Here is a 24,793-nt window from a genome sequence, read left to right on the forward strand (position 1 = left end):
ATTTTCTGACTTCTGCCTCTCCTCTGATCCGTCTAAAATTCCTCTGCAGAAAACACGAACTTTACAAAAAGAAATAATGATATTCATTCGTTTATAGATTGTTAAACGAGGCGTTTCCACCGTTTTTTCAACTGCAAGAAAAGCAAATATCGAAAATCAGAAAATTTATTTTATTTCACTTTTCTAAAATAGGGTTTACAATATGAAAAAATAGATTCTTCATCATGAAGCTTCAACACCATAGGAGGTTACGGACATGCATACTGAAGACAACGGTTTGAAAAAAGAGATAGGCCTCTTGTTTGCCCTTACTCTTGTCATCGGAACCATTATCGGCTCTGGTGTTTTTATGAAGCCCGGCGCTGTGCTTGCTTATTCAGGTGATTCAAAAACCGCGCTTTTCGCCTGGCTGTTAGGCGGGATTTTAACGTTGGCAGGCGGTTTGACAATCGCGGAAATCGGAACGCAGATTCCAAAAACCGGCGGGCTTTATACGTACCTTGAAGAAGTGTATGGCGAATTTTGGGGATTTTTGTGCGGCTGGGTGCAGATTATCATTTACGGTCCGGCGATTATAGCCGCGCTGGGTTTATATTTTGGCTCTTTAATGGCGAATCTTTTCGGCTGGGGATCTGGATTGTCAAAAGCAATCGGAATTATAGCAGTTCTCTTTTTATGCGTCATTAATATAATCGGTACAAAATACGGCGGCTTTGTCCAAACGCTGACAACGATCGGTAAACTGATTCCGATTGCATGCATCATCATCTTCGGCCTTTGGAAAGGTGATCAGCACATCTTCACAGCAGTAAACGAAAGTATTTCCGATATGAACTTCGGAGCGGCCATTTTGGCTACACTATTTGCGTACGACGGATGGATTCTTCTGGCCGCTCTAGGCGGAGAAATGAAAAATCCCGAAAAGCTGCTGCCACGCGCAATGACGGGCGGATTATTAATCGTAACAGCCATCTATATTTTCATTAACTTTGCATTGCTTCACATCCTGTCTGCGAACGAAATTGTCACACTTGGCGAAAATGCGACAAGCACTGCTGCCACCATGCTGTTCGGTTCAATTGGCGGAAAGCTGATTAGTGTCGGAATTATCGTCAGCATCTTTGGGTGTTTAAATGGAAAAGTACTTTCTTTCCCGCGTGTTTCATTTGCAATGGCAGAACGCAAACAGCTTCCATTTGCTGATAAGCTTTCACATGTACACCCGACTTTCCGCACACCATGGATCGCGATTTCCTTCCAGATTGCTTTGGCTTTGATTATGATGCTGATCAGCAACCCGGATAAGCTCTCTGAAATCTCTATTTTTATGATCTACATTTTTTATGTGATGGCCTTTTTTGCGGTGTTTATTCTCCGCAAGCGAACAAAGGGAGAAAAGCGCGCCTACAGTGTTCCGCTTTATCCATTCATGCCGATTTTGGCCATCGCAGGCTCCTTCTTTGTATTAGGCAGCACACTCATTACAGATACAATGAGCTGCGGATTATCCATCCTCATCGGCCTTGCCGGACTGCCTGTTTATTACTGGATGAAAAAACGAAAAGCAAGCTGATAAAACGGTTCCCTTGTTTAGGGAACCGTTTTTTGGTGAAACAGAAGATAAAAGTTGACAGGAAAAACACAACTTTTGATATACTTTTTACGTTAAGCAGAAAGATTTTGCAAACTTGGGTCGGTTTTTTGAATCGAAGTAGGTCAAAATAAGGGGACATGATTTGCAGAAAAAGTCAAGCCGTGTTTTTTTCGACTTTACCTGTTTTTTTTCGACAAAAGGCTATATAATAATTTGATGTGTGCATTGTCTCATTCAAACTATGGAGGGTTTTTAATGATAAGAAGAAAAAAAGATAAGTTCTCACTCCTTTTAACAGAAATTGCAAAGAACATAGACGAAACTGCCGAATATTTTGTGAACTTTAAGGTCACAAACCAAACGACGCTTAAAGAATTCGCAGATACGTTAAAGGAATATGAAACAAAAGGTGACAATCATGTTCATGTCATGATTAAAGAGCTTAACAAAGCGTTCATCACTCCTATTGAACGCGAAGATATCCTTCAGCTGACAAACAGCCTGGATGATGTGCTTGACGGAATCGAACATTTCTCTGCCATGATGGAGATTTTCTCAATTACCTCATCTGACGAGCATATCGATAAATTCAGCGGATACATCAGAGAATGTGCGAAAGAAATTTTAATTACAATTGAACTGCTGGCAGAAAACCGGTTAAAGGATATTCAGCCTCACGCTATCAAAATTAAAGAGTATGAGCACAGCTGTGACAACCTGCACAGAAAATCATTAAAGAATCTTTTCGGAAATGAAACAGATCCGATTAAAGTTATTCAATATCGTGAAATTTATGAAACGCTTGAAGAAATTGCCGACTCTTGCCAAAGTGTTGCCAATAATCTTGAAACCATCATTATGAAAAACGCGTAACGAGGGGTAAAAATGGATATTCTATTCATATTAACAATACTAATAGTCATTTGTGCTCTGGCGTTTGATTTCATCAATGGGTTTCATGATACGGCGAACGCTATTGCGACTTCGGTATCAACAAAAGCGCTGAAACCGCGCCATGCCATTATCATGGCGGCTGTGATGAATTTTATCGGAGCAATGACATTTACAGGTGTTGCCAAAACCATTACGAAAGACATTGTAGATCCTTATACACTGGAAAATGGCTCTGTCGTAATTCTGGCCGCGCTAGTCGCTGCGATTGCCTGGAACCTTATCACATGGTACTACGGCATCCCAAGCAGCTCGTCCCATGCCATCATTGGAGCTATTGCCGGAGCAGCCGTTGCGGCAGCCGGATTTACTGCGTTAAATTATAAAGGCTTCATTAAAATCATTGAAGCATTGATCTTTTCACCGATTATCGCTTTTGTCCTTGGTTTTATTTTATACAGTATCGTCAAGCTGATTTTCAAAGACAGCAATTTGGCGAAAACAAACAAGCAATTCCGCAGAGTGCAGATTGTAACAGCTGCCCTGCAATCGTATACGCACGGAACAAACGATGCGCAAAAAGCAATGGGAATTATCACAATGGCTCTCATCACAGCGAATTTACATACTTCTTCTAACGATATTCCTACCTGGGTGCAATTCGCCTGCGCGACAGCCATGGGTCTAGGAACATCAATCGGCGGCTGGAAAATCATCAAAACCGTTGGCGGAAAGATTATGAAAATTCGCCCGGTAAACGGGGTTTCCGCTGACTTAACCGGGGCAGCCATTATTTTCGGCGCTACATTTATTCATTTGCCGGTCAGTACAACCCACGTCATTTCTTCATCAATTCTTGGCGTCGGTGCGTCACACCGGGTAAAAGGCGTAAACTGGGGTACGGCCAAGCGAATGCTCATTACATGGGTCATTACGCTTCCGATTTCAGCGACACTTGGTGCCATCGCCTACTTTATTTTAAATATGATTTTTTAATGTCACACCGCTTCTGTCAAAGGAGCGGTTTTTTTAATGGAAGAGGAAAACCATCCGGATCTCTCGAATACAATAAGCAGAACCTATTTCAGATGTGAGGGAGTCGAGTATGGTTTTATTCTTTCAGATCATGGTCTGGTGCATTGTGGCTGGACTGGGGTTATACGTGTATGCCACGTGGCGTTTCGAAGCGAAGGTCAAAGAAAAAATGTCCGCCATCCGGAAAACATGGTATTTGCTGTTTGTTCTGGGCGCTATGGTATACTGGACATATGAGCCCACTTCCCTATTTACCCACTGGGATCGGTATCTCATTGTCGCAGTCAGCTTTGCTTTGATTGATGCTTTCATCTTCTTAAGTGCATACGTCAAAAAACTGGCTGGCAGCGAGCTTGAAACAGACACAAGAGAAATTCTTGAAGAAAACAACGAAATGCTCCACATGTATCTCAATCGGCTGAAAACATACCAATACCTATTGAAAAACGAACCGATCCATGTTTATTATGGAAGTATAGATGCTTATGCTGAAGGCATTGATAAGCTGCTGAAAACCTATGCTGATAAAATGAACTTAACGGCTTCTCTTTGCCAATATACGACGCAGGCTGATAAAGACCGGTTAACCGAGCATATGGATGATCCGGCAGATGTACAAACACGGCTCGATCGAAAGGATGTTTATTACGACCAATACGGAAAAATGGTTCTCATCCCTTTTACCATCGAGACAAAGAACTATGTCATCAAGCTGACGTCTGACAGCATTGTCACGGAATTTGATTATTTGCTATTTACGTCATTAACAAGCATATATGATTTGGTGCTGCCAATTGAGGAGGAAGGTGAAGGATAATGGAACGTGCGTTTCAAAACGGATGCGAGCCCAGAGCGGCCAAACCGTTTAAAATCCTGAAAAAACGTTCAACCACCAGTGTCGCAAGCTATCAAGTCAGTCCGCACACAGCGAGAATCTTCAAAGAAAACGAACGGCTGATTGACGAGTATAAACGAAAAAAAGCATGATCACACTAAAAGGACAAGAGAAAACAGCTCTTGTCCTTATTCCTTTTCTTAATGGGTTACATATAATAAATACAAACAGAGGATAATGTCAGGTGATACAGTGAAAAAATTGGTGAGGCGTGTGAAGTTTGTTGATTACGGTAAGTTTGGGCTTTCCGGGTACTCGCTTCGGGTGAGGGAGCGCAGTGCAGGAATTTTAAAAAAGTTGAAGAAAAAAAAATAAATCCCGGAACCAGCTCCGGGATTTTTATGGTCTGTGATCAGCTTAATTGCGCTGCGATCTTGGCTTTCGTCGCAGGCCCGTAAATACCGTCAGCAGTCAGACCGTTAACAGACTGAAAACGTGCGACTGCGTCAGCTGTTTTCGGGCTGTAAATGCCGTCAATTCCGTTGTTGACAGCGCCTTTATCAGGGTAAAAATACAGAGCCGCAAGTGCTCGTTGCACTTGAAAGACGTGTTCTCCTGAGGTATAAGGTGTTGTCAATTGAATGATACCATCAGGGAGCGGATAGAGCTCTGGTTCTTCAGCGGACGATGGCGCACTTACAATTAATACTTGACCAACCCGAATAAGATTCGGGTCTTCGATATTGTTCCACTCTTGCAGCTGAGCAACCGTAACACCGAATGCTTTCGCTATCGATGTGAGTGTGTCACCTTGTTTCACGACGTAAGTTTGGCTGCCGCCTCCCCCAATTCCTGCTTTGAACGAATCCCACGTATCTAACAATTTTCGCGGACATTCCTTCCCTGACCAATACTTGTGAGGGACGACATTGGCAAGACTGATATTATGTTCAGCCATTAATGTTTTGATGAGCCACTGGGCATTTGCTGTTGCTTTTGCAAAATCTCCATCAGCATTTTCGCAAATTTCAATACCGATAGAAGCCCGGTTGCCGCTTCCATTTCCGTCTCCCGCATGCCAGCCGTTTTCATTCAAAGGCAGATGCTGATAAATTTCTGTATCATCAACTGTAAAATGCCAGCTTGTCGTCGTATCAGGATTTTTCAAATAGCGGGCATGGGCCGCAGCATCCGCCCCTACTGCAGTATTCGCTGTATTGTGCACCGTAATGTAAAGCGGCGTCATTGCGTAGCCTGGACGGTTATTTGCGCCAACCGGAATAAAGTCTTGGATAATGTTAACCATTTTCATCTCTCCTTATTTTGTCAGATTATTGTCTCTTAACAAGTCACGCTGCTTTTTCCCTTTTTCTGTTACATAGTTGTTTTTAAACCAAGCGGCAAGTGTCGTTCCAATTGTAAAGGCAATGGAACCGGCTGAATAAAGAGCGTCAGCAAGCTGATTGACCTGCTCCTCCTGAATGTCCAATGGTGATTTGCCGAGCATCAGCATGGTCTGGTTGATTAAAGCAATTAAAAGAAGCACCGTCCTGATGACCGTGCCCTTGTCAAACGTGTTCATAAAAATCCCCCTTTAATGCTGCAGCAGGCTGTACATAATGGCGATGGCTCCGCCAATGATGCCTGTAGACACTGCTGTAATGATGGCACCTGTGATGGTGCGTTTAATCCACGTAGTGTTTTCTTCAATTTTGTTTAATTTTTCGTTCAGCGTCATGATTTGCTGGTCTTGACGGTCAGACACGCGTTCTAATGCGGAAACCCTCTGCTCAAGCGCTTTGTGCTCGCCTTTCATGTCTGCTAAATCCTGCTGAAACATACTAACATCAGGTACATCCGTCGGTTGTGACATCAGTGCGTCCCCCTATTATTTCATCTTGTTCACCTCCTTTGAGGCAAAATAAAAAACGCCCTATTAAATTAAGCGTTTATCATTCCTTATTAAGTCTCAATAAGTTCACTAGTTCTCAACAGAGGTATCTTCACTGGAAGTTAGGTAATCCTTTCCGGTGATTTCTTTGTATTGCTCTTTGGTAATCCATTCAATCCTAACGTATTCTCGAATTTTTTCATCTGTATAGCATTTCCATTTATAAAACTGCTTTATGTCAGCTACTTCTGGATACCTAGCCATTCATACTCACCCTTCAATTCTTGTATTTGTTTTTGCATCTGAGCAATGACAAAAGCCTGCTCCGCTTCCCTCATACGTCTTTCCTCATTTTCCTTCTCTGTCTTAGCAATCTGCAAAGATAGCGCTGCATTTTGTTGCTTCAAAAGGTCAACCACAGAGACTTCTTCTCCCGTTGAAATTAAAACCGCATCAATCTCTTCCTGTGTGGCTACCTCAGTCCATTCCTGTTTATCTGCATCAAACTTTGGTTTGAACAGAGAAGGAGAATCCGGCAGCTCTACGGTAGTGCAATCAGTAGGTATGATATAATTGCCTTTCTCGTCAACTTCAGACACCAAGACAGGCTCCACAAATAAAAAATTTTCATCATATCTATAGACTTGTATCAAATTTTAACCTCCTTTAGTTTAATGCAATTACAATATCCATATAGTAACCAGTTACATTGCTGTTATTATTCGAGTGAATACCTGACAATTTCATATCTCCACTTGTATGGATAAATAACTTAGAATAACCAGTCGTACCAGAAACAGGAACCATTACAACTGCACCTTTTTCTGGCAATCTGTCAGATGGAATTGTTCCACATACAACTTCACGATTTGCTGTGATATGGCCACGTAATAGAAGCAAATTCCCCCACTTTGCGTATTGAAACGGTCTGTCTCCAGTAGCAGCTCCATTTTTTAGTGTGACGTTTTGCCATGTTACCGATTCAAAATCTTCGTTAGTAATAAGACGCTTCCATCCTAAAAAATTACCTTCTTTATGAAAAATTCCAATCCATGTTTGATTATCATAGGATCTTGTAGCGACAATTTTCTTTAAACCTTGAGGCGGGGCAAGGTCAGCCGGAACATCTGTAATATCATAATAGTACCAAGCTGCTTCATCATCACCTGGGTGATTCACAACTCCTGCGCCGAAATATAAGCCAGTTGGATAATCAAAAAGATTCTTTCCATTATCAATCCTAATTCGTTGGCCAGTATCTGTTGTTAATGGATATAGTTGCGCATTATTCCATTTGTCTTTATCAAATTTTGTTACGTGGATATCTGTTTGGTTAGCATGGGCATCTACCCTAGATTGCGCCCCTGCTGTTGACTCAATAGGATACCAATTGATTGCAGTTTGATTCGCATTATAGTAAAACCACCATGCATTGCCTCTCCCATCTACAGCATAGCCAATACCTATTCCTGGCTGTCCTACCAGTTGCATCCCCCGCAAGCTTACCCCCGACGGATTATCTGTCACTGCATTTGTTCCATAAAATGAAACTGTGCCTACATCCTTTAGGGATTCATAAAATGAACCAGAATTCAAATTAATTTTTTGTGTGCCATTATCTGCAGTTATTTTGAACAATTGACTGACATCCCATTTTTCTTTTTCAGCCTTAGTTACATGTATATCAGTAAGCTTGGCGTGAGCATCGACTTTCTTTTGAGCTCCCTCTGTAGATTCTATCTCAATCCAAGATGTCCATGTAATAGAATCATTTTTACGAATTCGATAGAAGGATTTTAAACCATTTGAAGCATCGTACGCAGTTTGAACGAGTGTATTTCCATAGCTCATAACTAGAAGAAAACATTGGGTCAAGCATGGCCCGTTCAATCCAGCATTGTATATCAAATACATTCCAGTAGCAGTCAGTTCATTATAATCCGTTGTCTCACTACTGCTTTTATAAAATACCTTGCCGTTATCTTGTGTTAGTTTAAAAAGCTGTCCTGCATCCCATTTATCTTTATTGTCTTTTGTAACATGTATATCTGTATTATCAGAATGGGAAGCCACTCTTTTTATTGAATCTTCTTCAGTTTCGAATTTTATCCAATCGGACCATGTTCCATTAACTAGGGACTTTCTCCAAAATCCACCGTCTTCGGCCATTGCCATTGCTTCTCCGTTCGTCGAAGAGGAATACAAGTAAATACCGTGAACCGATCGAGGCGGTGCATTTTTAGCATCACTCGAAATATAAAAAGTAAAAGTCTTGTTTTGCCCTAAGACAACACTATGAAAGTCGTAACTTTTATTGATATTAATAAGGATTGATCCATCGTCTGTCGTAATTTTCGAAAGCTGCGCACCATTCCATTTAACCCGTTCTTCATTCATAACATGCCGCACCTGATCTTGCTCATGCTTGTCAAAATCCTTCTTAGCCGCCTGCTGCACATTATCAACATTCTCCAGCCCGATTTGCGCCTTTGTTGTGTTGTGGGGGTTGTTCATGTCGTTTTTGTGGGCGGCCAGGTCTGTGTGGGCGTCTTTTATGCCTTTTTCCCAGCGGTTGACGTCATCTTCGTTGATGGGGTCGTCCGGAAGCCAGTCTGTTTTTTCTTCGTATGCCATGTTTACACCACCTCAAAAGTAAATCTGAAATCGAGTGTTCTGTTTTCGCTGACGTCCAGGTCAGTCTTTCTCTCTGTGATCACATTGCCCAGCTCGTCAAAAATTTGTACCGTTTCGATATGCTTAATGTCTTCCTCACGCTTTGTCAGGACGGTGACTGTCGCTCCGTCAATGGTGAGTTCTACTATTTCTGTTTTTTGGCCGTTGAGCAGCACGTGATCAATTCTGCTTTTCAGATCTGCCGCTGTACGTTCTCTGTATATGGTTGAAATCAAGTTAAAACCACCTCATTGTTGTTAAGGGTGACAGAATAACCGACCTTCAGCTCACTGGCTGTTCGGTATCTGCGGTGATTCAGGATGACTGTGTCTTTGATTTGCAGCGTCTCGTTTAATCCGCCTCTGAGCGTATACGCCAAATGAGCAGGCTTCATGTTTTCTATCGCTTCGATCAGCTCATTCATGTGCTGAAGGTCATCAACATTGATATCCACGTTAAAGCGGTATTCACCGGGGAGCAGACGGACCTGTGCAGACGGGTTTTTCAAGAAACGATTTACCGCCTGCTCAATAGCCTTGTAAGTGATTGGCGGGATGTTCGACATTTTGGAAATGAGCCGCAATCGTCTGATCTCATCTGTGTCGCCTGATTCACGCGGGACGTTTAAAATCTTTTCCCAGCGGCTGAGCCCCCATGTCGCCGTCGGCACGAATAGCTGATCCGTCAGATCAAATATGCTGTTATTCTGTTTATCAAACTCAGGCGCTTCCGCTTTCAGCAGCTCAGCCATTTCTTTAAGGCTGGTGAGAAACGGCGGCAGATAAGCTCTCATGTCATCTTGTTTGCTCAATAATCTTCACCTGCCCAAGCTTAGGAATTTCCACGTCGCTCAGCACCAGATTTTCAGACGTGCCGTTGATTTGAATATTGGAGTAGTCACTGACTGACGGCGAATTATAGACAATATTGTTAATTTGAGAAAGACGGATGACGTTGTCTTCAAACGCCATTTTCTTAAAGAGATTTAAAACGCCTTCCTCAATTTCTGACTTCACTTCATCAATTGAGTGATTGATCTCTGGCAGCACCTCGGCAGAAATCTCAACTTCCTTCCAGACTGCGCTTTCCACTGTGACTACGGCTCCGATTGGCGCCTGTCCCTCTCCCTGCCCTGGTTCAGGGTCGATATAATCTTTCACTTTTTGAATTAAAATAGGAGAAGCGGGCTCAAGATTCGCATTCGTGACGACAATTTTAACCGTGCCGTCACCGTTCCAAAGCGGGAAGATCTTTGCCTTCCCCACACCGTCCACTTCTTCAGCCCACTCCTTATAATGCATTTTATTGGCACTGACAGCCTCCCGACGAACCCTTGTAAAATACCGTTCCCGCAGGCTGTCATCTCCTTCTTCCTCGCGTCCCGGAATTAGGATTTCTTTGACAATGGCCGTTTCTAAACCGGGAATGGTATCCAATGATAGTAAATTGCGCCCGGTCAGATTGGCATTTCCCGCTTCACCAGGTGTTTCACAGATGAGCGTCCCGTCTGCCGTATATTGAAAATAAAGATTATCCACGTAAAAGCGGGAGCCGACAGGAATAGTAACTCCAGATGTAAACTCTCCCGCTCTGACCGCCTTTGTGGCGGCTGTCCGTTCAATTCCCGCTTCCGCTGCACGCCTGTCTAAAAATTCGCCTTGCGCGGTATCAGAAAAAACTAGCTCAAGAACAGTATCCAGCCATATATAAGACTTCGCAAGCTCGGCCGCCGCCGGGGCTAACGCATTATAAATGACGCTGCCTTCTCTTGTGTCAATATCTGCAGAAATGCTGTTCAGCATACGCTCCATAATCGCTTCAAAAGTCTGATCTTCAAACATCTTCGCCAATCACCTCCTCAATCTCAAGCGTTCCTTCATCCGTCTCCACCACGAAGGACACATGAAACGCGTCGCCTTGTTTTTCAATCTCAAAATCTGTTACATCCGATATCCGGTCATCATAAACCAGCGCCTCTTCTATCAGTCTCGGGATCTCCATCTTTTTATAGGCATCAGTCGTCTCATGATCTGTCAGCACGTCCTGAAGCTCATTTCCGACATTATGGCTGTATACGGAATACGCGTAGCGTTCTGTCTGTAAGGCGATATAGACGAATTGCCTGATCGCTTCAAGCCCGGTAATCAGCTCATTCGTAATTCTTCCGTTTTCAAAATCTATTTTGTACGTTTGCGAGGTTTCAGTGACTTCGCTCTCATCTTCAAAATCCTCAAACTCCACTTCTGGTGTCAGGGCCATGATGCCCACTCCTTTTTACAAGCTAAATAAAAACCCCTTCGATCGAAGCGGTTTGTCTATACTTTATCTAAAATAAAAAACGATTGACCGCCAGTCAGAGCCGCGGTCATGACGCGATCCCCCGGCTCGAGTGCATCGTCTCCTCCGGACTGCATCCGTTTTGGGATAATGATGGCGTCTGCCGGTATGATCAGTTTGCTGTTTTCTTTTAATTTGATTTCCACAGGAGAAACCGAAACGACCTCAGCCGGGAGCAGTTCCACCGGAGACTCAGCGTCAACTGCACCAACAGCCAACTGTTTTATAGCCTCACTTAATCTCATCAGGATACTCCTTCCGGCATCTTATTCTTTTCGACAACATCGATCGTCATCGTATGTTTTGTTCCTTTAAATTCATGCCGGTCCGTATCTACCCAATAGGTTTTCTTGATGCCGGCCTCCGGAATAGAAATATAGACGGGTAAGCCGCTCTGCACTTCCGGGATGCCCACTGCCTGAATATTTTTCAGTTCTTTTTTCACGCCCTTTTTTTCAGCTAGGCGTACATCTGCCCGCTGCTGAAGCTGTGCCTGGTTGATGTCATCTGTGACCGTTTCTGTATATTGAAGCACACCGTATTTGTTTACGCCTGAACTGTCCTTGGCAGAGGCTTTATATGTTTTATTGTCCTTCTGCCGGCGAAGCACCACCCGAGTAGCAGTGTCGTTTATAGAAGTGCTGTATTGGTAACCCGTAATATTGACACCCGTTTCAAGCACCCATACCTCTGACGGATCTGGCCACGCGCGCAGGCCGAGCTTTCCTTTTTCCGAATACAGCTGGTAATGTCGCCCTGTCTGGCTTTTCGTCTGTTTCAGCGCTTTTAATATGATGTCATACAATGTCGTATCATTTTTAATGACAAGACTTTTGATCGTATGGCCTGTGTTCGCGATCGAGGTTGTCGGTATCTGAAAATCATTGGCAATCCTTCTGATGATCTGGTCGGCCCGCTGATTGGAAAACACGTACATATCCTGGTTTTTGACCAGGTACTGAAGCATATCATATGCGCTGAAGGCAAGCGTATGCTCGTCCGGGGTTCTTGCAAAAACAATGCCCCGAAAAAGCTCTTTTCCCTTCCATTTAAACAATACCGTATCTCCTTCTGAGACACTGTAATACGTCTGGTCGCCCTGTTTGATGACGATGGTCGCTTCAATGGAACGCGGCGCCTGATAACGATGGCCTTCAAGCGATACACTTTCTGCCACCAGCTCAAGCCACTCTGTGTCTTTAATGACGAACAGTTCTATCATCATACATCACCTGTTTCATTGCGGTATCTTTAACTTTTGGCCGGGAAATATCCAGTGGCCCGGCTGCCTGATGTTTCGTTTGCTTCGTTTAATCATTGCTGTTTTATTGGCGTTCCAAATTTTGCGCCATTGCGTGCTGTTCCCGTAAAATCTGCCGGCAATGTCCCACAGCGTGTCTCCCTTTTTCACTGTGTAGGTTTTCGGGGAAGCCTTCGACGGGCGTTTTGCCTTTGTTTTTTTCTTCCGCTTGATTTTTCGGGGGGAAGCGGTTTTGTATTCTTTTAATTGAATATCAAAAGAACGATCACCTATATCCTGCTGGCCTTCGCTATAGGAAAAACCTTCAATGCTGCAAGTCAGATTCACTTTGGTTCCGGTAATCAAAAACTGGATCGGTTTTTTTGCCTTCATCCATTTTTCAATTTTTGTTATCGCATTTTCCGGCGACGGGAAGTTTTGATATTCTGCTATCGGACTGTATTTCTTCGGAAAAAAAGAAGAGAACGAAATTTCTTTCGCTCCCTGTTCGTCAATAAATGTAAGGTCACCGAACTTGGCTACCTTAACCGTCTCATTCTGAACTGTATTTGAAATACTCAGCTGGTCGGGAAGAACGGGGAGCCGCAGCTTGTCCTTCCCTTGTGAAATCCAAAATTCATATACGGATTTAGTCAAATGCAACGACTCCCTTCGTTCCAATATTGATATCCTTTTGCAGTTCATCTATAAGCGCCTGCTTGATCTTCGCCGCTAGGCTTTCGGCGTCTTGTCCATTATGGAAGTGCTGGTCACCGTTAAATTGAATATAAATCTCTTTTGATCCAGAAACCGTTGCGGTTGGCCGGTTAGCCGAGGTAACAGCTGAAACTTGTCCTGAAGAAAGCTCAGACTGCTGGGATTGAGACGGATCTGTCACTTCCATACCAAGAGCCTGTGCCGCTCTCTGAAGAAGGTAGCGGCCGCGGATGCCACGTTCCTCTGGGATGATCCATTCCCGCTTGTTTCCTTCACCGACACGGGCAATTTGTTCTTTCGTGATCAGCCCGCCGTTTGCATAACCGACATAAGGACCGCCACGTTTCAGGCTTTTAATGCCAGGTACATTGTCAATAGAGCCGTATCTGCTTTTGATGTAGCCGATTGCGGCAGCAGCGTTATGAATCGGGTTTTTAATGTTACCCATGCCTGGCGCTTTATGTGCGTTAAAAGTGGTTGGTACTGTCTGCATGAGCCCTTGGGATGGATTGCCTGCCTTCGCGTTACTATCCCACAGGTTAATGGCGTTAGGATTGCCTCCTGATTCAAACTTTGCAATTGTCATCAATCCCGGAAGCCAGCTTAATGGTGTTTTTGTGGCCATCATTGCAGCCATAAGCCACTGCTTCACATTTCCACCTACTGCACCCATTCCGGAATAAGCAGCTGCCAGTGAACCGGCTTGCTTTTCAGCGTATTTTTTCACATCGACAGAATCCAACCCTTTTACGACACCAACAGAGGCAAAGCGGCCGAGACTCATCATAACTCGAGAAGGCGAATGGATATCTAATTCTTCACGGAAAGCCTGCTCCACTTTTTTCGCGAGTTCCTTGGCGGCTTCATGGACTTCACTTGTCTTTGAAGTCATACCTGAAACAAAATTCCCGATCATACCGGTTCCCCAGCCGTTTGATGATTCTTTAGATCGCAAAAACGGTTTGTCAACATGTGTACTCACATACTGTGCTGTCCCTGTTTGGGTCGAGTTCTGTCCCTGCGCAAAGCCTTTGACCGTACCTGTCCCCCATGATGACGATTTGCTCACAGTGGCTTGGTACGGCGTTTTAACTTTTGATTGCAAAAAGCCGTCTGTACCGGTTGCTGTACCGTTTTGGCCCTTGGCATAGCCGCTCACCATTTGTTTTCCGTAGTTTGGTGAAGCAGATATCATTTGTGTAAATGGCGTATTGATGTTTTTCTTTTTCCAGTCTTCCATTTTGACAGGCTGATTGCTGATGCCTTTACCAAAGCCCTCTGAAAATTGCTGTCCGAGGTCTGAAGCTTGTCCGTTAAGGCTAGATGTGTTAATAGAAGGTGACATTGAAGCAGAATGGCTGCCAACAGTGTTTAGAGCTGTTCCACTTGAAAGTGTAGAGGCTGATGCCATATCATCGACCACATGCATGCCCAATTTCGATGCGGCTTGCGCTAACAGCATTTTGCCGCGGCCGCGATTGTTGTCGACTGGAATGACAAATTCTTTACCCGCTTCACCGATCCAGGAGATAGTTGGTTTCGTAATAAAACCACCTGAGGCGTTTTTATCAGTTTTCATTCCAAAGTCTCTGTGAGCTTTCTCTCGTCCATTTTGAAAACGCTCTACCTTTTCTTGAATCCAAGACTTCATTCCGCCGCCCACTTTTTGAGCAGTTTTTACTACTTTCCCGCCTGCAGACTGCACTGCATCCCAAGAATCTCCTAATATATTTTTTCCCCACTCTTTTACTGAATCCCATTTTCCAGACCACCAGTCTTTATTAAATAGGCTGTCTTCAAGTGTAGATTTGAATTTTTTCCAAAGTGACTTTGTATTTTCCCATTTTTCCTTTGTCCAGCCTTTAACACCTTCCCACTTACCGGACCACCAATCTTTATTAAAGACTGTTTCTTTTACTTTTGACTTAATTGATTCCCAAACAGAAACGGCACCGTTCCATTTTTCCTGAGCCCAGCTCTTAACGCCTTCCCACTTACCGGACCACCAATCTTTATTAAAGACTGTTTCTTTTACTTTTGATTTAACAGAGTTCCAGACAGAGGAAGCTTGATCCCATTTTTCCTGTGTCCAACCTTTTACGGACTCCCATTTTCCGCCCCACCAATCACTATTGAAAAGTGTAGACTCTAATGTACCGTATGCATAACCAGCTTTTTCTGCCCACCAATTTGAGTCAAAAAAAGTAGTAGAAGCTGTATCTTTTATATTAGTCCATGTATCACTAAGGCCTCCGAGAGTATCACTCGTTGTTGTTTTAACACCTGTCCATTTTTCATTCCACCAATCACCATTAAATAATGTATTTGAAATGTTCTCTTTGATTTGAGAAGTATCAAACATCTTACCAATGTTCTTACCTGCTTCTTCGCCGCCGATTCCGCCTACTAATCCGCCGCCAATTCCTCCGATTGCGCCTCCGATTACTGTACCTTCCGGGCCTACGAAGGATCCAATCGCTGCCCCTGCTTCTGCTCCGGCTGTTGCACCCGCTTCTGCTCCCGCAATGCGTCCTCCGATTGAACCAACCTTTTCGCCAGCATTATCTTTATTGATTCCAGCTAAATCAAACACTGCTAAAGCAGATCCTACGTATGGAACTGCCTTTCCCATTCCTCTGAACGCTTTGCCTAGTTTGGATGAATCCTTCCCTAGCGATTTTAACCCTCCAAGCCAGTTCTTTAACTTGGAACCCGAGGTCCTAGGTGCACTTTCAGCAGGTATGCCGCTCTGACGTCTTCTTATCACCTCTCCAGGAACCTTGAGTGTTCTGGTTGGAGCCTTTGTGGGACTTTTCTTTTTTCTGTAGGTTTTTTTATTTTTAGTGCCCGAACTGATACCGCCGCCTTCACAGCAGCCACAGCAACAATTTCCTCCTGTATTACGGTTAAGGACTTTATTATCGGTGTCAGAATTTTCACCAGAATCGTCCTTTTTTTGTGGTCCTAGAATTTTATCAATGATCTTATCGAACACGTCATTTTTCAGCTTTTCTATCAATCTCTCTTTGAAACGATCTAAAAAAGCTTTGCCTATTTCATTGAGTGTATCCTTAATCCAAGGCCAAGCTGATTTTGTCCACCAATCCTTCAGCCAACCTTTTATTTTTCCGACCCATCCAGATTTTTGATCAGAGCTTTTATCAGAGCCTTTATCCGAGGATGTGCCTGATTCTTTCTTAGATTTCTCTTTGTTAATCGGGCTTTCTTTTTTATTGATTTTGTCTGATATTTTTGTCTTAACAACCACTTTTACATAATAGGTTTTTTCAAATTTCCTTAGAAGTGCTGTTAATCGATTAACTGTTTTGGTGATTTCATCGATGACCTTTAGCTTGACTGTGTATCCGTTTTTCAAATTTTTCTTAATATAACCGATAATCCTTTTAACTGTCGAAGTAACCTTGTCATCTGGAATCAAAAGGAATGATAGCTTTTGATTAGATAGCATCTTCTTTATTTTTTTATACGCAGCTGCTGTCCGGTCTACTAAAGATACAGTCAGCTTCGTCTCTTTCGGCAGCCGCTTAAGTTTTCGTTCAATTGCTTCGAGCTTTGGAGTGACTTGATCATCGAGTACAACTTTGATTTCAAGTGATTTCGCGAATTTTAAAATGATATAGTCGTTTATTTTTCTTAGCCGGTAAAATGCTTGATCTTCTGCCCTGATACTGATTTTAATTTGCCGATTAATGGTTTTAACTTTTTTTTCGACCTCTTGGAATCCTTTATGTATCCGTTTTAGTTTTTTAGATACCTTGTCTTCGAGATCGAAACGGGCTGTTAATTTTGCGATACTATTTCCCTCCTCTCCTTGATTCTTTTTCTAATAGATTTAGCTTATAACCTATCAACCCAAATAAAAGAGCTTTAAAATGTTTTGGTGCTTCATATAATTCAAGAAGTTGGGATGGCGAATAATGAAGCTCATGCATTGCATAGTACAAATACACAGCTTCCTTATCGCCATCCTTTACTAGTTTTTTGCTTCTTCTTCTAGATCTTCAAGATCATCTTCAAAACCATTGATTTCAATTGCTTTATTCAGCCAGTTCGCATACTCTCCCCCAACAGATAGTACACGTTTTGCGACTTCTACTGGATCCGCTGTTTTGTATGCTTCCCTTAAATCTTTTGAACGAAAATCAGGATAAATAGTAGATTCGATGGCAATTCGCGCATAAAAGCGCTGTGAGTCTAAATCTTTGACGCGGCCGCGGCCTTTCACATTTTTGAATGTGGTGTTTTCTTTCTCTAATTCATCAATCCGTTCAGTTGTAATTGGTTTTAAAATAAACGGAATGACATTCCCTTTTTTATCAACAAAACGCTTTGAGATCGGCACTTTGATTTCTTCAGCTTCAATTGTTTTTCCCGGCATAAAAAAGGAAAGATCATATACGTTTTCGTTCTTCTCGCTCATGTAAAAAACTCCCTTGTCTTTTGATTGATTTCATCATGAAAAACAGACCTTTCTGAGAAAGGTCTGCTGGCTATTTCAGTTTTAATTAAAACGTGTCAGAAAGCTTTTCAGGCACGTCGAAGTCTTCGAAGGTAAATGGAACTTCTTCCTCTAACGCTTCTGAATCGACATCAAGGCTTGCGATTTTGGCAGAGTCAAAGTTGACGTCGTACAGCGTAACTCGCTCTGTGCCCCGGCCGGAGGATTGATCATCCAGCACGGCTTGGAGTGTGAAATAAGGGTCGCTGCCTTTTTTGACATAGTCCATCATCAATAGCACGAATTTCGATGTGACTTTGTAGAACGTCGCGGTCCCTGTTCCATTTGCCCCTGTTGTTTTATGGCCTGTCATGCGGCGGCCCATAATGTTGACTTCAGACTTGTTTTTCTCAACGTTTGCTTCAAATGTTTTGATGTGCGCCATTTCCTCACCATCGAGAAATAAGCGGCCTTCTTTTCCTGAAATTGTGTTTTGTGCTTTTAATGCCATATTAGTTTACCTCCACATTAAAGTAGAATTTTTCTGCTGCGTCGACAGGCTGTACAGCCAGGTCAATCAAGAAGCCGTCACGATCTTCATTCATTGAAATTGTGATATCTTCATCGGAATCAAAGCCAGTGATGCCTCCCGCATCCTGAAGCGTTGTCATGTATTGCGTGATCATCGTTTTTACATACTGAAGGCCGTCTTCAGACGCCGGGATATCGCTCCCGCTGCCTTTTCTTGATTTAATTAAGGCTTTCAGCTCGCGTGTTAAATCATTATTCACAGCATCCAGGACACGAACGATTTTGTTTTTCGCAAATTTCTTGTTTTTCTCAGCTGTGAACGTCACGAGTGAGTTAATATCCTTTTCTACACTGACGGATTTATCGCGGGCGTCGAATGTGAATAAAAATTCACCTTTGCCCAGACGTTCAACAATCGTGTCGTGGTCAAGGCGGTGTAACACATCAACGGCGCCTTCGTACTCTACAAATGTAAGTGATTGATTAAAGGTTGCTCCTGCACTCGCTCCAGCTACCCAAGCTGTTGCTTTGTCCGGTGTAACTTCCGTGCCATCTTCCAGCAGGACACCTTCTGTTACGTTGATGATGCCTTCGTAGTCACCGGCATAATTGGCTGTGACGCCTTGTACTTTTTGTCCTTGGCCGTCGCGCAGGCGTTTAATGAAAGCAGCAAATGTCGCCTTTAGCTGGTCCCCCTCCGCAACAGGCAGCGCAATCACATCAAAGCTCTCTGTTTCAGCCGCGGCTAAGAAATCTGTATAGTCGGAGTTGACAGGGGCTTTATCCGTACCGCCGGATAAACGAATACCCGCGGATGCTTTCAGCGCTTCAGCTGCAGTGTCCCCTTCTGATCCAGTGAGAGGAATCGTCGAAGAAAGATCGCCTGTTCCAGTAAAAGTGACATAGCCGTTAGCTTTTAATTCTTCAGCCTTTTTGACGGTCTGTTTGTCAACCTCTGATTCGTCCATATATGTTGTCACATCGAAAGAATCAGCATCCAGCACATTTTGATTGATGCGGATGATAATATCATTACCTTTTGTTCCGCCATATACCGCAGTCGCTTTAACGCCTTCAGCAATATCAGCAGACGCTCGGACGCCTTCGGTTAGACGGTACATCAATACCGTTTTCGCGTTTTTCTTCGCTTCACGCAGCAGCAATAAAGACGGGTCATCAATGCTGAGACCCACTTTTTTGTTTAGGTCTTCAACGCTTGAAATGGAGACGAACGTTTTCGCTTCGCCCCAGCTTGATGCGACCGGAAGTGCGACTGTTCCCCGTTCACTGAGTGATACCCGCTCCTGTGCCGTTGTTTTAAAGTTAAAATAAATGCCTGCACGTTCTTTTTCTTTGCCTGTTGTAAATGTTCCGCCATTCATGATGACATGACCTCCTTGGTTAGAAATGTTTGAATCAATTCATTGGCTTCTGATTTCGTCATACGTGTTTGATCCACGCCAAATAAAGCCCCCTGAAGAATATCCGGCTTAACGCCGAACAGTTCCTTCGCGTGCTTAATCAAATCCGCTGTATCAAAAAGAGCTTCCCGGCTCTCCGTATGTACAGCCTTCTTCTGTTGTTTGTTCTTTGCCACCGCTTATTTCACCCCGCTGTTCATGTCGATATCCTGTAAGACAGGCTGTTCTGTTTTGTGATAATAATATCGGCTGCTCCACCTGATCACCATGACCGCCTCGCCCCTGTCTCCTACCCTTGTCTCAATTCGGGTAACGCGAACCATATCCCCCGTCTTCTCGCCGGATTCACTGAGCAGCGGAACCATGTTTCTCGCTTCTCTGATGGCATCCGCGAGCCTGTCCGCTTCATCCAGCGCCTGAACGGAGTCATGATGAAACAGCTTCACATTGAGACTGTAGGTTTTTTTAAATGTGGAGACCGTATCTGTTTCTTCGAAAACAGATGGCGATGGGACGTATAACGACGGCACCTGAAAGTGATCAGGAAGCTCGCGTTCATAAATGGGAACAGACCACTGGCTGTACAAAAATGCCATGATCGATCCTGTTTCACTGTTCATCCAGCTCCTCCTTTACAGCTTCTTCAGCCACTGGCGCAGTTTGCTTTCCAGCGATTTTTCAAACAGCTGTTCATATAAAAGCAGCGCATGATCCCAGTAGCCCGTGCCCGGGATCCATTTTCTCTTGAGCGCCATTCCCGTTGAAGCCGCGGGATCATAAATAAACCGCGAACCTTGAAAACGTCCCGGCACCCATCTCACATCTTGTTTTGACGTCCAATGGCCGTCATTCAGAAATGAGGCGTAATCAAGCTGTGTACCCACCTCAAGCGAAAGACCGCCACTTTGAGCAATCCAGAGATTGTCCTTTGTGCCTCTTTCGAACGAGCGGAACAGTTTTTCTGTATTAACCGTTTGTGTGCTGATGAGCTCAGATTGGACGATCTCCAGAAAATCTTGCCCGCACTCCTCAAGCCACCGGGTCGCCTGTCGGGAAAAGCCGCCCGAAGCCGCTTCTTTTAATGCCGCGTTTAGCTGTTTCAATCCCGCTATTTTCATAGGCTTTCATCCCTGACTGCGATGACTTCCCAATGATGATGTCTAATTTTTTTCGGCAGCTTTAGTATATATTGATGATTCTCCCAAATGATTTTATCGTTTACGCGGATATCCGCTGACAACGGAAAATGGACGAGAAAGCTGTGATATACAGTTTGATCCGGCTCCTCCTGAACCAGCTGCTGCGTTTTTTCGGTAAAATAACAAGCGACATCTTGTTCATCGGGTGTCTCCGGATATGAAGTCACCGGCTGCAGTCTGTCTGCCGGAATCCCAAATCGGCCTGCAGATGGCGCTTGCGCTGCTTCATGATAAATGTCACAGCGATGAATGAGCATCTGCTGATAGCTCATAAAGACCTCACCTTCAGTCTGGAGGATTCAGGGACGTAGCCCGGCGTGATAAACTCTTCGAGCAAATGATACACCTCAGGCCGCTGAATGCCGCCTTCTCCGGAAACCGTGTAGGAATAATCCCCCATTTTTTCAGACTGATAGCTTGATGATGCAGATTCATCGCTGTTGACAAGCGCAAAATACTGGGCAAGCTTTACTAAAGCCAACTTCACCTTACCGGGCAGCGGATCATACAAGCTATCTTCAAAGCGGTGGCCCGTGATGAGAGCCGCTTCTGCCTCCGCCTCGATGATATCCTGCGCCAGCAGTTCTTCAGGCCTGTTCTTCACCCGATCATAGACCGAATATGAGGCTACGTCAGTCGGTTCAATGAGCATGAGCTGGCCACCCCGTTTCTATTATTCTTTTACGTTAATTAATTTCGCGCAGGCATCCTCTTCCTCGAACTTGCTGTCGAGCTTGGCTGTTAAGACAATAATGAATTTACGGGAACGGATGTCTTTGTCGACTTCAATTCGGATATTGCGGGAGAAGCCGAGAATGATATTTTTCGGATGTGTGAGAATGATATCAGAAGCGTCATATTGCGCGTCTCCCTCACCGACTGTGTACGGCTGAATATTGGATACCCCTTTGACCGGCACGCCGAATGCTGTTGACAAGCCGCCCTGAACAGCCTGGTCCCCAAGGTTTGTCTGGCGGTTCGCCACGCGGTCCTTCCATTCAACTTCTAAGCCATGTGACGTATAGAATCTGAATTCCTGAGGGATGCGCAAATATTTCGGCGGAACTGCTTTTAAGCCTTTTTTGAATGTCGCTCTGGACAGTTCTTCACCGTTCATGTCAACGATATGGGAAACCGCCTGTTTGCGGATGCCGTCCAGCTGTGCCAGATATGGATCAGCTGATGCTGTATCGCCGTTTACAATCAGCTCCTCAATATCAACTGCTGCGCGCTCTGCTAAAATTTGCATGATTGTCTGCTGCAGGCCGTCTTTTTCAATATTGTTTTCGAGTGTGTCATACGTAATGTTAATTTCCGCAATGACTTCCTTCGTGTTTAGCTGGACCGTGCTTGTCGTTGGAACTGTCAGCTCGTCGTTTGACAATGCTTTTCCTTCTTGCGCAGCCCGCAGAATACGCTGGCCGAAGCCGATTTTTTCAAATTTTTGCGAGTCGTTTTCCATTTGAATCACACGGGATTCACTAAAGATGGTCGGCGTGTTTTGCACCATGCGGATAAAAGCTGATGCTTGCGCAGGGTTCATAAGCCCGCCGCTTTTTAAAGCAGAAAGCGACATTTCCGCTTTCCGAATGATCTCTTGATTTCTCAATTGATTTCCTCCTCCTTGACTGGTTTTACAGCAGTCCGCTCCAGATTGATTTTTTGACTTGCTCTGTATTGCCGCCCGTATCGTCCGCTGTCTGCTTAGATGCGCCACGCGCTTTTTCCAAAGCCTCGATGCGCTCGATCAGCGGGGCAAGCATGTCTTCAACGAGCTTTTTCAGACGCTCGTCATCACCCGTCTGCTCCGGCTTTTCCTCCGTGTCTGTGTTTTTTTCAATCCGCTCAAGCCGTTTGAGCAGAGGGTAAAGCGCATGCTCGAATGATTCTTTCATGTCTTCTTTTCTCATTTCTTCAGTCTCCTTCCCTGTTTTGTCAGCAAGCATTTGCTTGAATACACTGAGGAATCCCGCTTTTTCAACCGGTTCTTCCTCATACACATCTGCAGTGCCCGCCATGCTGTAGCCGGTGATGATTCCAGCCTTGATCTGTTCCCACACCTCGTCTGACGCTCTTGTCACGAGCACCCATGAGCCCTTTGTAATCCGCTTTGACCCGATCATAAAATCATCGGGCGCCACATAGGATTCGACCACGACGCCGGTTCCGCCCTCAAAGCTGTGATTAATATCAATCTCCCGTGCTTCAGCGAGAAAACCGTGCGCCGCTTTTTCAATTTCCTCGGCGGTCATAAAATCACCGTGGGCATCAGGAACATTAGGCTCATACACGATTCCGTACACGAGCTTTTGTTCATCCTGCTCACTTTTTGTAAACAGCCGAACCTTTTTTTCAAATGACGGAGGCCCGGCTGACTTCGTAAAGAAAAATTCAGTCTGGTTAGCCGCCTTGTCCACATAACTGACAAAGCTGATTTTGGCATTTCTTAATTCGCGCGCCACCTGCTTGATTCACCTCCCTTCAGGACGTTTTGATATCTTCGATGCTTTCTTTCAGCTCCTGCATGAGCGCAGTCAAGTTTGTCTTTTCCGCATCCTGTCCTGCAGGCCGTTTATAAATGTCCTCCGGCCACTCCTCCAGTGTTTTGCCAAGCACCCGTCCGGCAAGGTCGCGTAAATCATTAGGCGAGACTGCTCCGGCTGTAATAAAAGGACCGAGCACCTTCGCAATCTCAAGCGGATCACGAAAGTCCGGTCCTTTTAATGTCAGCCTGACGTCATGGATATTCAGCTCCGGCAAAAGCAGCGTATTCAGTTTATTCACGAGCGTTTTTCGCTCCGGCTGAAAGACCTGCTCCTCCGTAATTTTTCTCGCCGTATCCGCTGTCGCCCGGTTGTATTCCTGGGCCTCGCCTGTATACAGCGGCGGGAGGCGGAACGCCGAGCGCAGCTTATTTCTGCTTTTTTCATCGTATTCAAGAAACAAGGCGTCGTTTTGCAGAATTTCGGCCAAGGATTTGATTTCCACGGAAACCGGCGTAATATCCTCGCCTCCGTGGAGATCCTTTTCTTTTGCGATTCCTTCGGCTTCGATCAGGAGAAATTTATGGGCGTTTTCAACGCCTTCAAGATCATTCATGTATTCCTGCAGCTCCCGGTAAGAAGCTTCTGACAGCATCCCGTTTTCCACTGTAATCGCAGCGGGGACGTGGCGCCCCTGCTTAAAATACATAAAATTGAGTTCTTCTGCTTTTCGGGCTCCGTATAAATTGACAATATTGCCGATCCAGCGGGGCACACCGTATACGCCGCTTCCGATTTTGAGATGAATGGCTTCATTCGCTTGATGCTTCTCTGCCAATGTGTTTACATATTCACCAGTGCGCATATCCATTTTTCGCGGATCGCCGTATTCTTTAAAAAATACTTTCTTTCCATTGATCATCTGCACATATTTTCGGAAGCGTTTTTGCCTTTTGATCCTTTTCATTTTCCCGTTTTCTTCATATATAAATGAGACCTCAACAGGCTCACCGGCTCCGCATACACGCATATATTTCACATCTAAATATTCGATGCCGGCCGGTTTTCCCGCCCCGTCGCGAAGCACTTCCATAAAGCCGTTGCCTGTTTTTTCTCTGTCTTCGATGGCATAGCCTAAAATCATTTCAGCTGATTCATCAAAGTGAAGACATTTATAAAAGGCTTCGAGTCTGGCCCAGTCTTTTTCCGCTCTTTTCTTTTTTGCCTGATCGACATCACTCGCGTTGACATCAAATGTGTACTCAACATCGAAGCCAAAACCCGTAATATTCACTCTGTACGCATCAATGCATTGCTGCAGAATGGTCGAGTATTCGGCAATGGTTTTGAGCTCGAGGATATTATAGGGAGGAGCGATAATGTCCTCTCCGTACAGCTCAGAAAAGTCATCTTCATAGATTTGCTTTGTCTGAGGAGCGGCGGCATTGGCTTTAAATACAGTTGCTCTGACTGTTTGATTGTGCATG

32 protein-coding genes are annotated in these 24,793 nt (G+C 44.4%); 6 read left to right on the top strand and 26 right to left on the bottom strand.

The window, feature by feature from the left end:
• Window positions 1-256 precede the first annotated feature (256 nt).
• The 6 genes from steT to spoIISC all read left to right on the top strand — a co-directional run bounded on the left by steT (window position 257) and on the right by spoIISC (window position 4,730).
• A complete protein-coding gene (gene steT, locus BFW96_RS06030; protein WP_014663668.1) occupies window positions 257-1,573 on the top strand; it encodes a serine/threonine exchanger in 1,317 nt (438 codons plus the stop codon).
• Between the two features lie 276 nt (window positions 1,574-1,849).
• Window positions 1,850-2,467 carry a DUF47 domain-containing protein gene (locus tag BFW96_RS06035; protein WP_003218470.1) on the top strand — a complete coding sequence of 206 codons (618 nt, stop codon included), beginning with the start codon at window positions 1,850-1,852 and terminating at the stop codon, window positions 2,465-2,467.
• A gap of 12 nt (window positions 2,468-2,479) precedes the next feature.
• Window positions 2,480-3,481 (top strand): inorganic phosphate transporter, encoded by a 1,002-nt coding sequence (locus BFW96_RS06040; protein WP_014663667.1) that lies wholly within the window; start codon window positions 2,480-2,482, stop codon window positions 3,479-3,481.
• A gap of 109 nt (window positions 3,482-3,590) precedes the next feature.
• Window positions 3,591-4,337, top strand: coding sequence for a toxin-antitoxin-antitoxin system toxin SpoIISA (spoIISA, locus tag BFW96_RS06045; RefSeq protein WP_014663666.1), 747 nt, complete (start codon window positions 3,591-3,593; stop codon window positions 4,335-4,337).
• Window positions 4,337-4,507, top strand: coding sequence for a three component toxin-antitoxin-antitoxin system antitoxin SpoIISB (spoIISB, locus tag BFW96_RS06050; protein WP_003239095.1), 171 nt, complete (start codon window positions 4,337-4,339; stop codon window positions 4,505-4,507). Before spoIISA ends, spoIISB begins: the two co-directional genes overlap by 1 nt.
• 85 nt (window positions 4,508-4,592) lie before the next feature.
• Window positions 4,593-4,730 carry a three component toxin-antitoxin-antitoxin system antitoxin SpoIISC gene (gene spoIISC / locus BFW96_RS21405; RefSeq protein ID WP_136654612.1) on the top strand — a complete coding sequence of 46 codons (138 nt, stop codon included), beginning with the start codon at window positions 4,593-4,595 and terminating at the stop codon, window positions 4,728-4,730.
• A 37-nt stretch (window positions 4,731-4,767) separates the two neighbouring features.
• On the opposite strand, the gene BFW96_RS06055 is transcribed toward spoIISC, so the two are convergent.
• From BFW96_RS06055 to BFW96_RS06180, 26 genes are all read right to left on the bottom strand, one after another.
• The gene (locus BFW96_RS06055) at window positions 4,768-5,661 is read right to left on the bottom strand and encodes an N-acetylmuramoyl-L-alanine amidase (RefSeq protein ID WP_069838918.1); all 894 of its coding nucleotides are present in this window, start codon (window positions 5,659-5,661) and stop codon (window positions 4,768-4,770) included.
• 12 nt (window positions 5,662-5,673) lie between these two features.
• Complete coding sequence (locus BFW96_RS06060) at window positions 5,674-5,937, bottom strand: phage holin (protein WP_003232653.1); 264 nt, start codon at window positions 5,935-5,937, stop codon at window positions 5,674-5,676.
• Between the two features lie 12 nt (window positions 5,938-5,949).
• Window positions 5,950-6,228: a hemolysin XhlA family protein gene (locus BFW96_RS06065; RefSeq protein ID WP_069149453.1), complete on the bottom strand. Its 279-nt coding sequence runs from the start codon at window positions 6,226-6,228 to the stop codon at window positions 5,950-5,952.
• 108 nt (window positions 6,229-6,336) lie between these two features.
• Window positions 6,337-6,510 carry an XkdX family protein gene (locus BFW96_RS06070; protein WP_069838919.1) on the bottom strand — a complete coding sequence of 58 codons (174 nt, stop codon included), beginning with the start codon at window positions 6,508-6,510 and terminating at the stop codon, window positions 6,337-6,339.
• On the bottom strand, window positions 6,489-6,899 hold the full coding sequence (locus tag BFW96_RS06075) for a hypothetical protein (RefSeq protein ID WP_069838920.1): 411 nt from the start codon (window positions 6,897-6,899) through the stop codon (window positions 6,489-6,491). Before BFW96_RS06075 ends, BFW96_RS06070 begins: the two co-directional genes overlap by 22 nt.
• A gap of 13 nt (window positions 6,900-6,912) precedes the next feature.
• Window positions 6,913-8,880 (bottom strand): pyocin knob domain-containing protein, encoded by a 1,968-nt coding sequence (locus tag BFW96_RS06080; RefSeq protein ID WP_069838921.1) that lies wholly within the window; start codon window positions 8,878-8,880, stop codon window positions 6,913-6,915.
• A 2-nt stretch (window positions 8,881-8,882) separates the two neighbouring features.
• Entirely contained in the window at window positions 8,883-9,155 is a 273-nt protein-coding gene (locus BFW96_RS06085) for a hypothetical protein (RefSeq protein WP_010330427.1), read from the bottom strand.
• Complete coding sequence (locus BFW96_RS06090) at window positions 9,152-9,730, bottom strand: YmfQ family protein (protein ID WP_069838922.1); 579 nt, start codon at window positions 9,728-9,730, stop codon at window positions 9,152-9,154. The genes BFW96_RS06085 and BFW96_RS06090 overlap by 4 nt, the downstream gene beginning before the upstream one ends.
• Window positions 9,714-10,760 (bottom strand): baseplate J/gp47 family protein, encoded by a 1,047-nt coding sequence (locus BFW96_RS06095; RefSeq protein WP_069149448.1) that lies wholly within the window; start codon window positions 10,758-10,760, stop codon window positions 9,714-9,716. Before BFW96_RS06095 ends, BFW96_RS06090 begins: the two co-directional genes overlap by 17 nt.
• Window positions 10,753-11,178, bottom strand: coding sequence for a DUF2634 domain-containing protein (locus BFW96_RS06100; RefSeq protein WP_069838923.1), 426 nt, complete (start codon window positions 11,176-11,178; stop codon window positions 10,753-10,755). The genes BFW96_RS06095 and BFW96_RS06100 overlap by 8 nt, the downstream gene beginning before the upstream one ends.
• A 56-nt stretch (window positions 11,179-11,234) precedes the next feature.
• Window positions 11,235-11,501 carry a DUF2577 family protein gene (locus BFW96_RS06105; protein ID WP_069838924.1) on the bottom strand — a complete coding sequence of 89 codons (267 nt, stop codon included), beginning with the start codon at window positions 11,499-11,501 and terminating at the stop codon, window positions 11,235-11,237.
• Window positions 11,501-12,478: an XkdQ/YqbQ family protein gene (locus tag BFW96_RS06110; protein ID WP_069838925.1), complete on the bottom strand. Its 978-nt coding sequence runs from the start codon at window positions 12,476-12,478 to the stop codon at window positions 11,501-11,503. The genes BFW96_RS06105 and BFW96_RS06110 overlap by 1 nt, the downstream gene beginning before the upstream one ends.
• A 15-nt stretch (window positions 12,479-12,493) precedes the next feature.
• Window positions 12,494-13,153, bottom strand: coding sequence for a LysM peptidoglycan-binding domain-containing protein (locus tag BFW96_RS06115; protein ID WP_069838926.1), 660 nt, complete (start codon window positions 13,151-13,153; stop codon window positions 12,494-12,496).
• Window positions 13,146-17,027, bottom strand: a complete 3,882-nt coding sequence (locus BFW96_RS06120; protein WP_069838927.1) for a transglycosylase SLT domain-containing protein — start codon at window positions 17,025-17,027, stop codon at window positions 13,146-13,148. The genes BFW96_RS06115 and BFW96_RS06120 overlap by 8 nt, the downstream gene beginning before the upstream one ends.
• Before the next feature lies 1 nt (window position 17,028).
• The gene (locus BFW96_RS06125; protein WP_083252811.1) at window positions 17,029-17,178 is read right to left on the bottom strand and encodes a hypothetical protein; all 150 of its coding nucleotides are present in this window, start codon (window positions 17,176-17,178) and stop codon (window positions 17,029-17,031) included.
• Window positions 17,179-17,207: 29 nt separating this feature from the next.
• Entirely contained in the window at window positions 17,208-17,654 is a 447-nt protein-coding gene (locus tag BFW96_RS06130) for a phage tail assembly chaperone (protein ID WP_003232676.1), read from the bottom strand.
• An 85-nt stretch (window positions 17,655-17,739) separates the two neighbouring features.
• On the bottom strand, window positions 17,740-18,183 hold the full coding sequence (locus BFW96_RS06135) for a phage tail tube protein (protein ID WP_003232677.1): 444 nt from the start codon (window positions 18,181-18,183) through the stop codon (window positions 17,740-17,742).
• Between the two features lies 1 nt (window position 18,184).
• Entirely contained in the window at window positions 18,185-19,585 is a 1,401-nt protein-coding gene (locus BFW96_RS06140) for a phage tail sheath family protein (protein WP_069838929.1), read from the bottom strand.
• Entirely contained in the window at window positions 19,582-19,800 is a 219-nt protein-coding gene (locus BFW96_RS06145) for a YqzN/YkzM domain-containing protein (protein ID WP_069838930.1), read from the bottom strand. The genes BFW96_RS06140 and BFW96_RS06145 overlap by 4 nt, the downstream gene beginning before the upstream one ends.
• 3 nt (window positions 19,801-19,803) lie before the next feature.
• Window positions 19,804-20,244 (bottom strand): phage tail terminator family protein, encoded by a 441-nt coding sequence (locus tag BFW96_RS06150; protein ID WP_040083370.1) that lies wholly within the window; start codon window positions 20,242-20,244, stop codon window positions 19,804-19,806.
• 12 nt (window positions 20,245-20,256) lie between these two features.
• Window positions 20,257-20,742 carry an HK97 gp10 family phage protein gene (locus tag BFW96_RS06155; protein WP_069838931.1) on the bottom strand — a complete coding sequence of 162 codons (486 nt, stop codon included), beginning with the start codon at window positions 20,740-20,742 and terminating at the stop codon, window positions 20,257-20,259.
• The gene (locus BFW96_RS06160; RefSeq protein WP_069838932.1) at window positions 20,739-21,095 is read right to left on the bottom strand and encodes a YqbH/XkdH family protein; all 357 of its coding nucleotides are present in this window, start codon (window positions 21,093-21,095) and stop codon (window positions 20,739-20,741) included. Before BFW96_RS06160 ends, BFW96_RS06155 begins: the two co-directional genes overlap by 4 nt.
• Entirely contained in the window at window positions 21,092-21,475 is a 384-nt protein-coding gene (yqbG, locus tag BFW96_RS06165) for a protein YqbG (protein ID WP_040083372.1), read from the bottom strand. The genes BFW96_RS06160 and yqbG overlap by 4 nt, the downstream gene beginning before the upstream one ends.
• Window positions 21,476-21,496: 21 nt before the next feature.
• Window positions 21,497-22,432, bottom strand: a complete 936-nt coding sequence (locus BFW96_RS06170; RefSeq protein WP_069838933.1) for a phage major capsid protein — start codon at window positions 22,430-22,432, stop codon at window positions 21,497-21,499.
• A 25-nt stretch (window positions 22,433-22,457) separates the two neighbouring features.
• Window positions 22,458-23,285, bottom strand: a complete 828-nt coding sequence (locus BFW96_RS06175) for an XkdF-like putative serine protease domain-containing protein (protein WP_069838934.1) — start codon at window positions 23,283-23,285, stop codon at window positions 22,458-22,460.
• Between the two features lie 19 nt (window positions 23,286-23,304).
• A complete protein-coding gene (locus tag BFW96_RS06180; protein WP_069149437.1) occupies window positions 23,305-24,792 on the bottom strand; it encodes a phage portal protein in 1,488 nt (495 codons plus the stop codon).
• Between the last annotated feature and the right edge of the window lies 1 nt (window position 24,793).

This window comes from Bacillus sp. F56, assembly GCF_001748205.1.
GTDB lineage: Bacteria > Bacillota > Bacilli > Bacillales > Bacillaceae > Bacillus > Bacillus stercoris.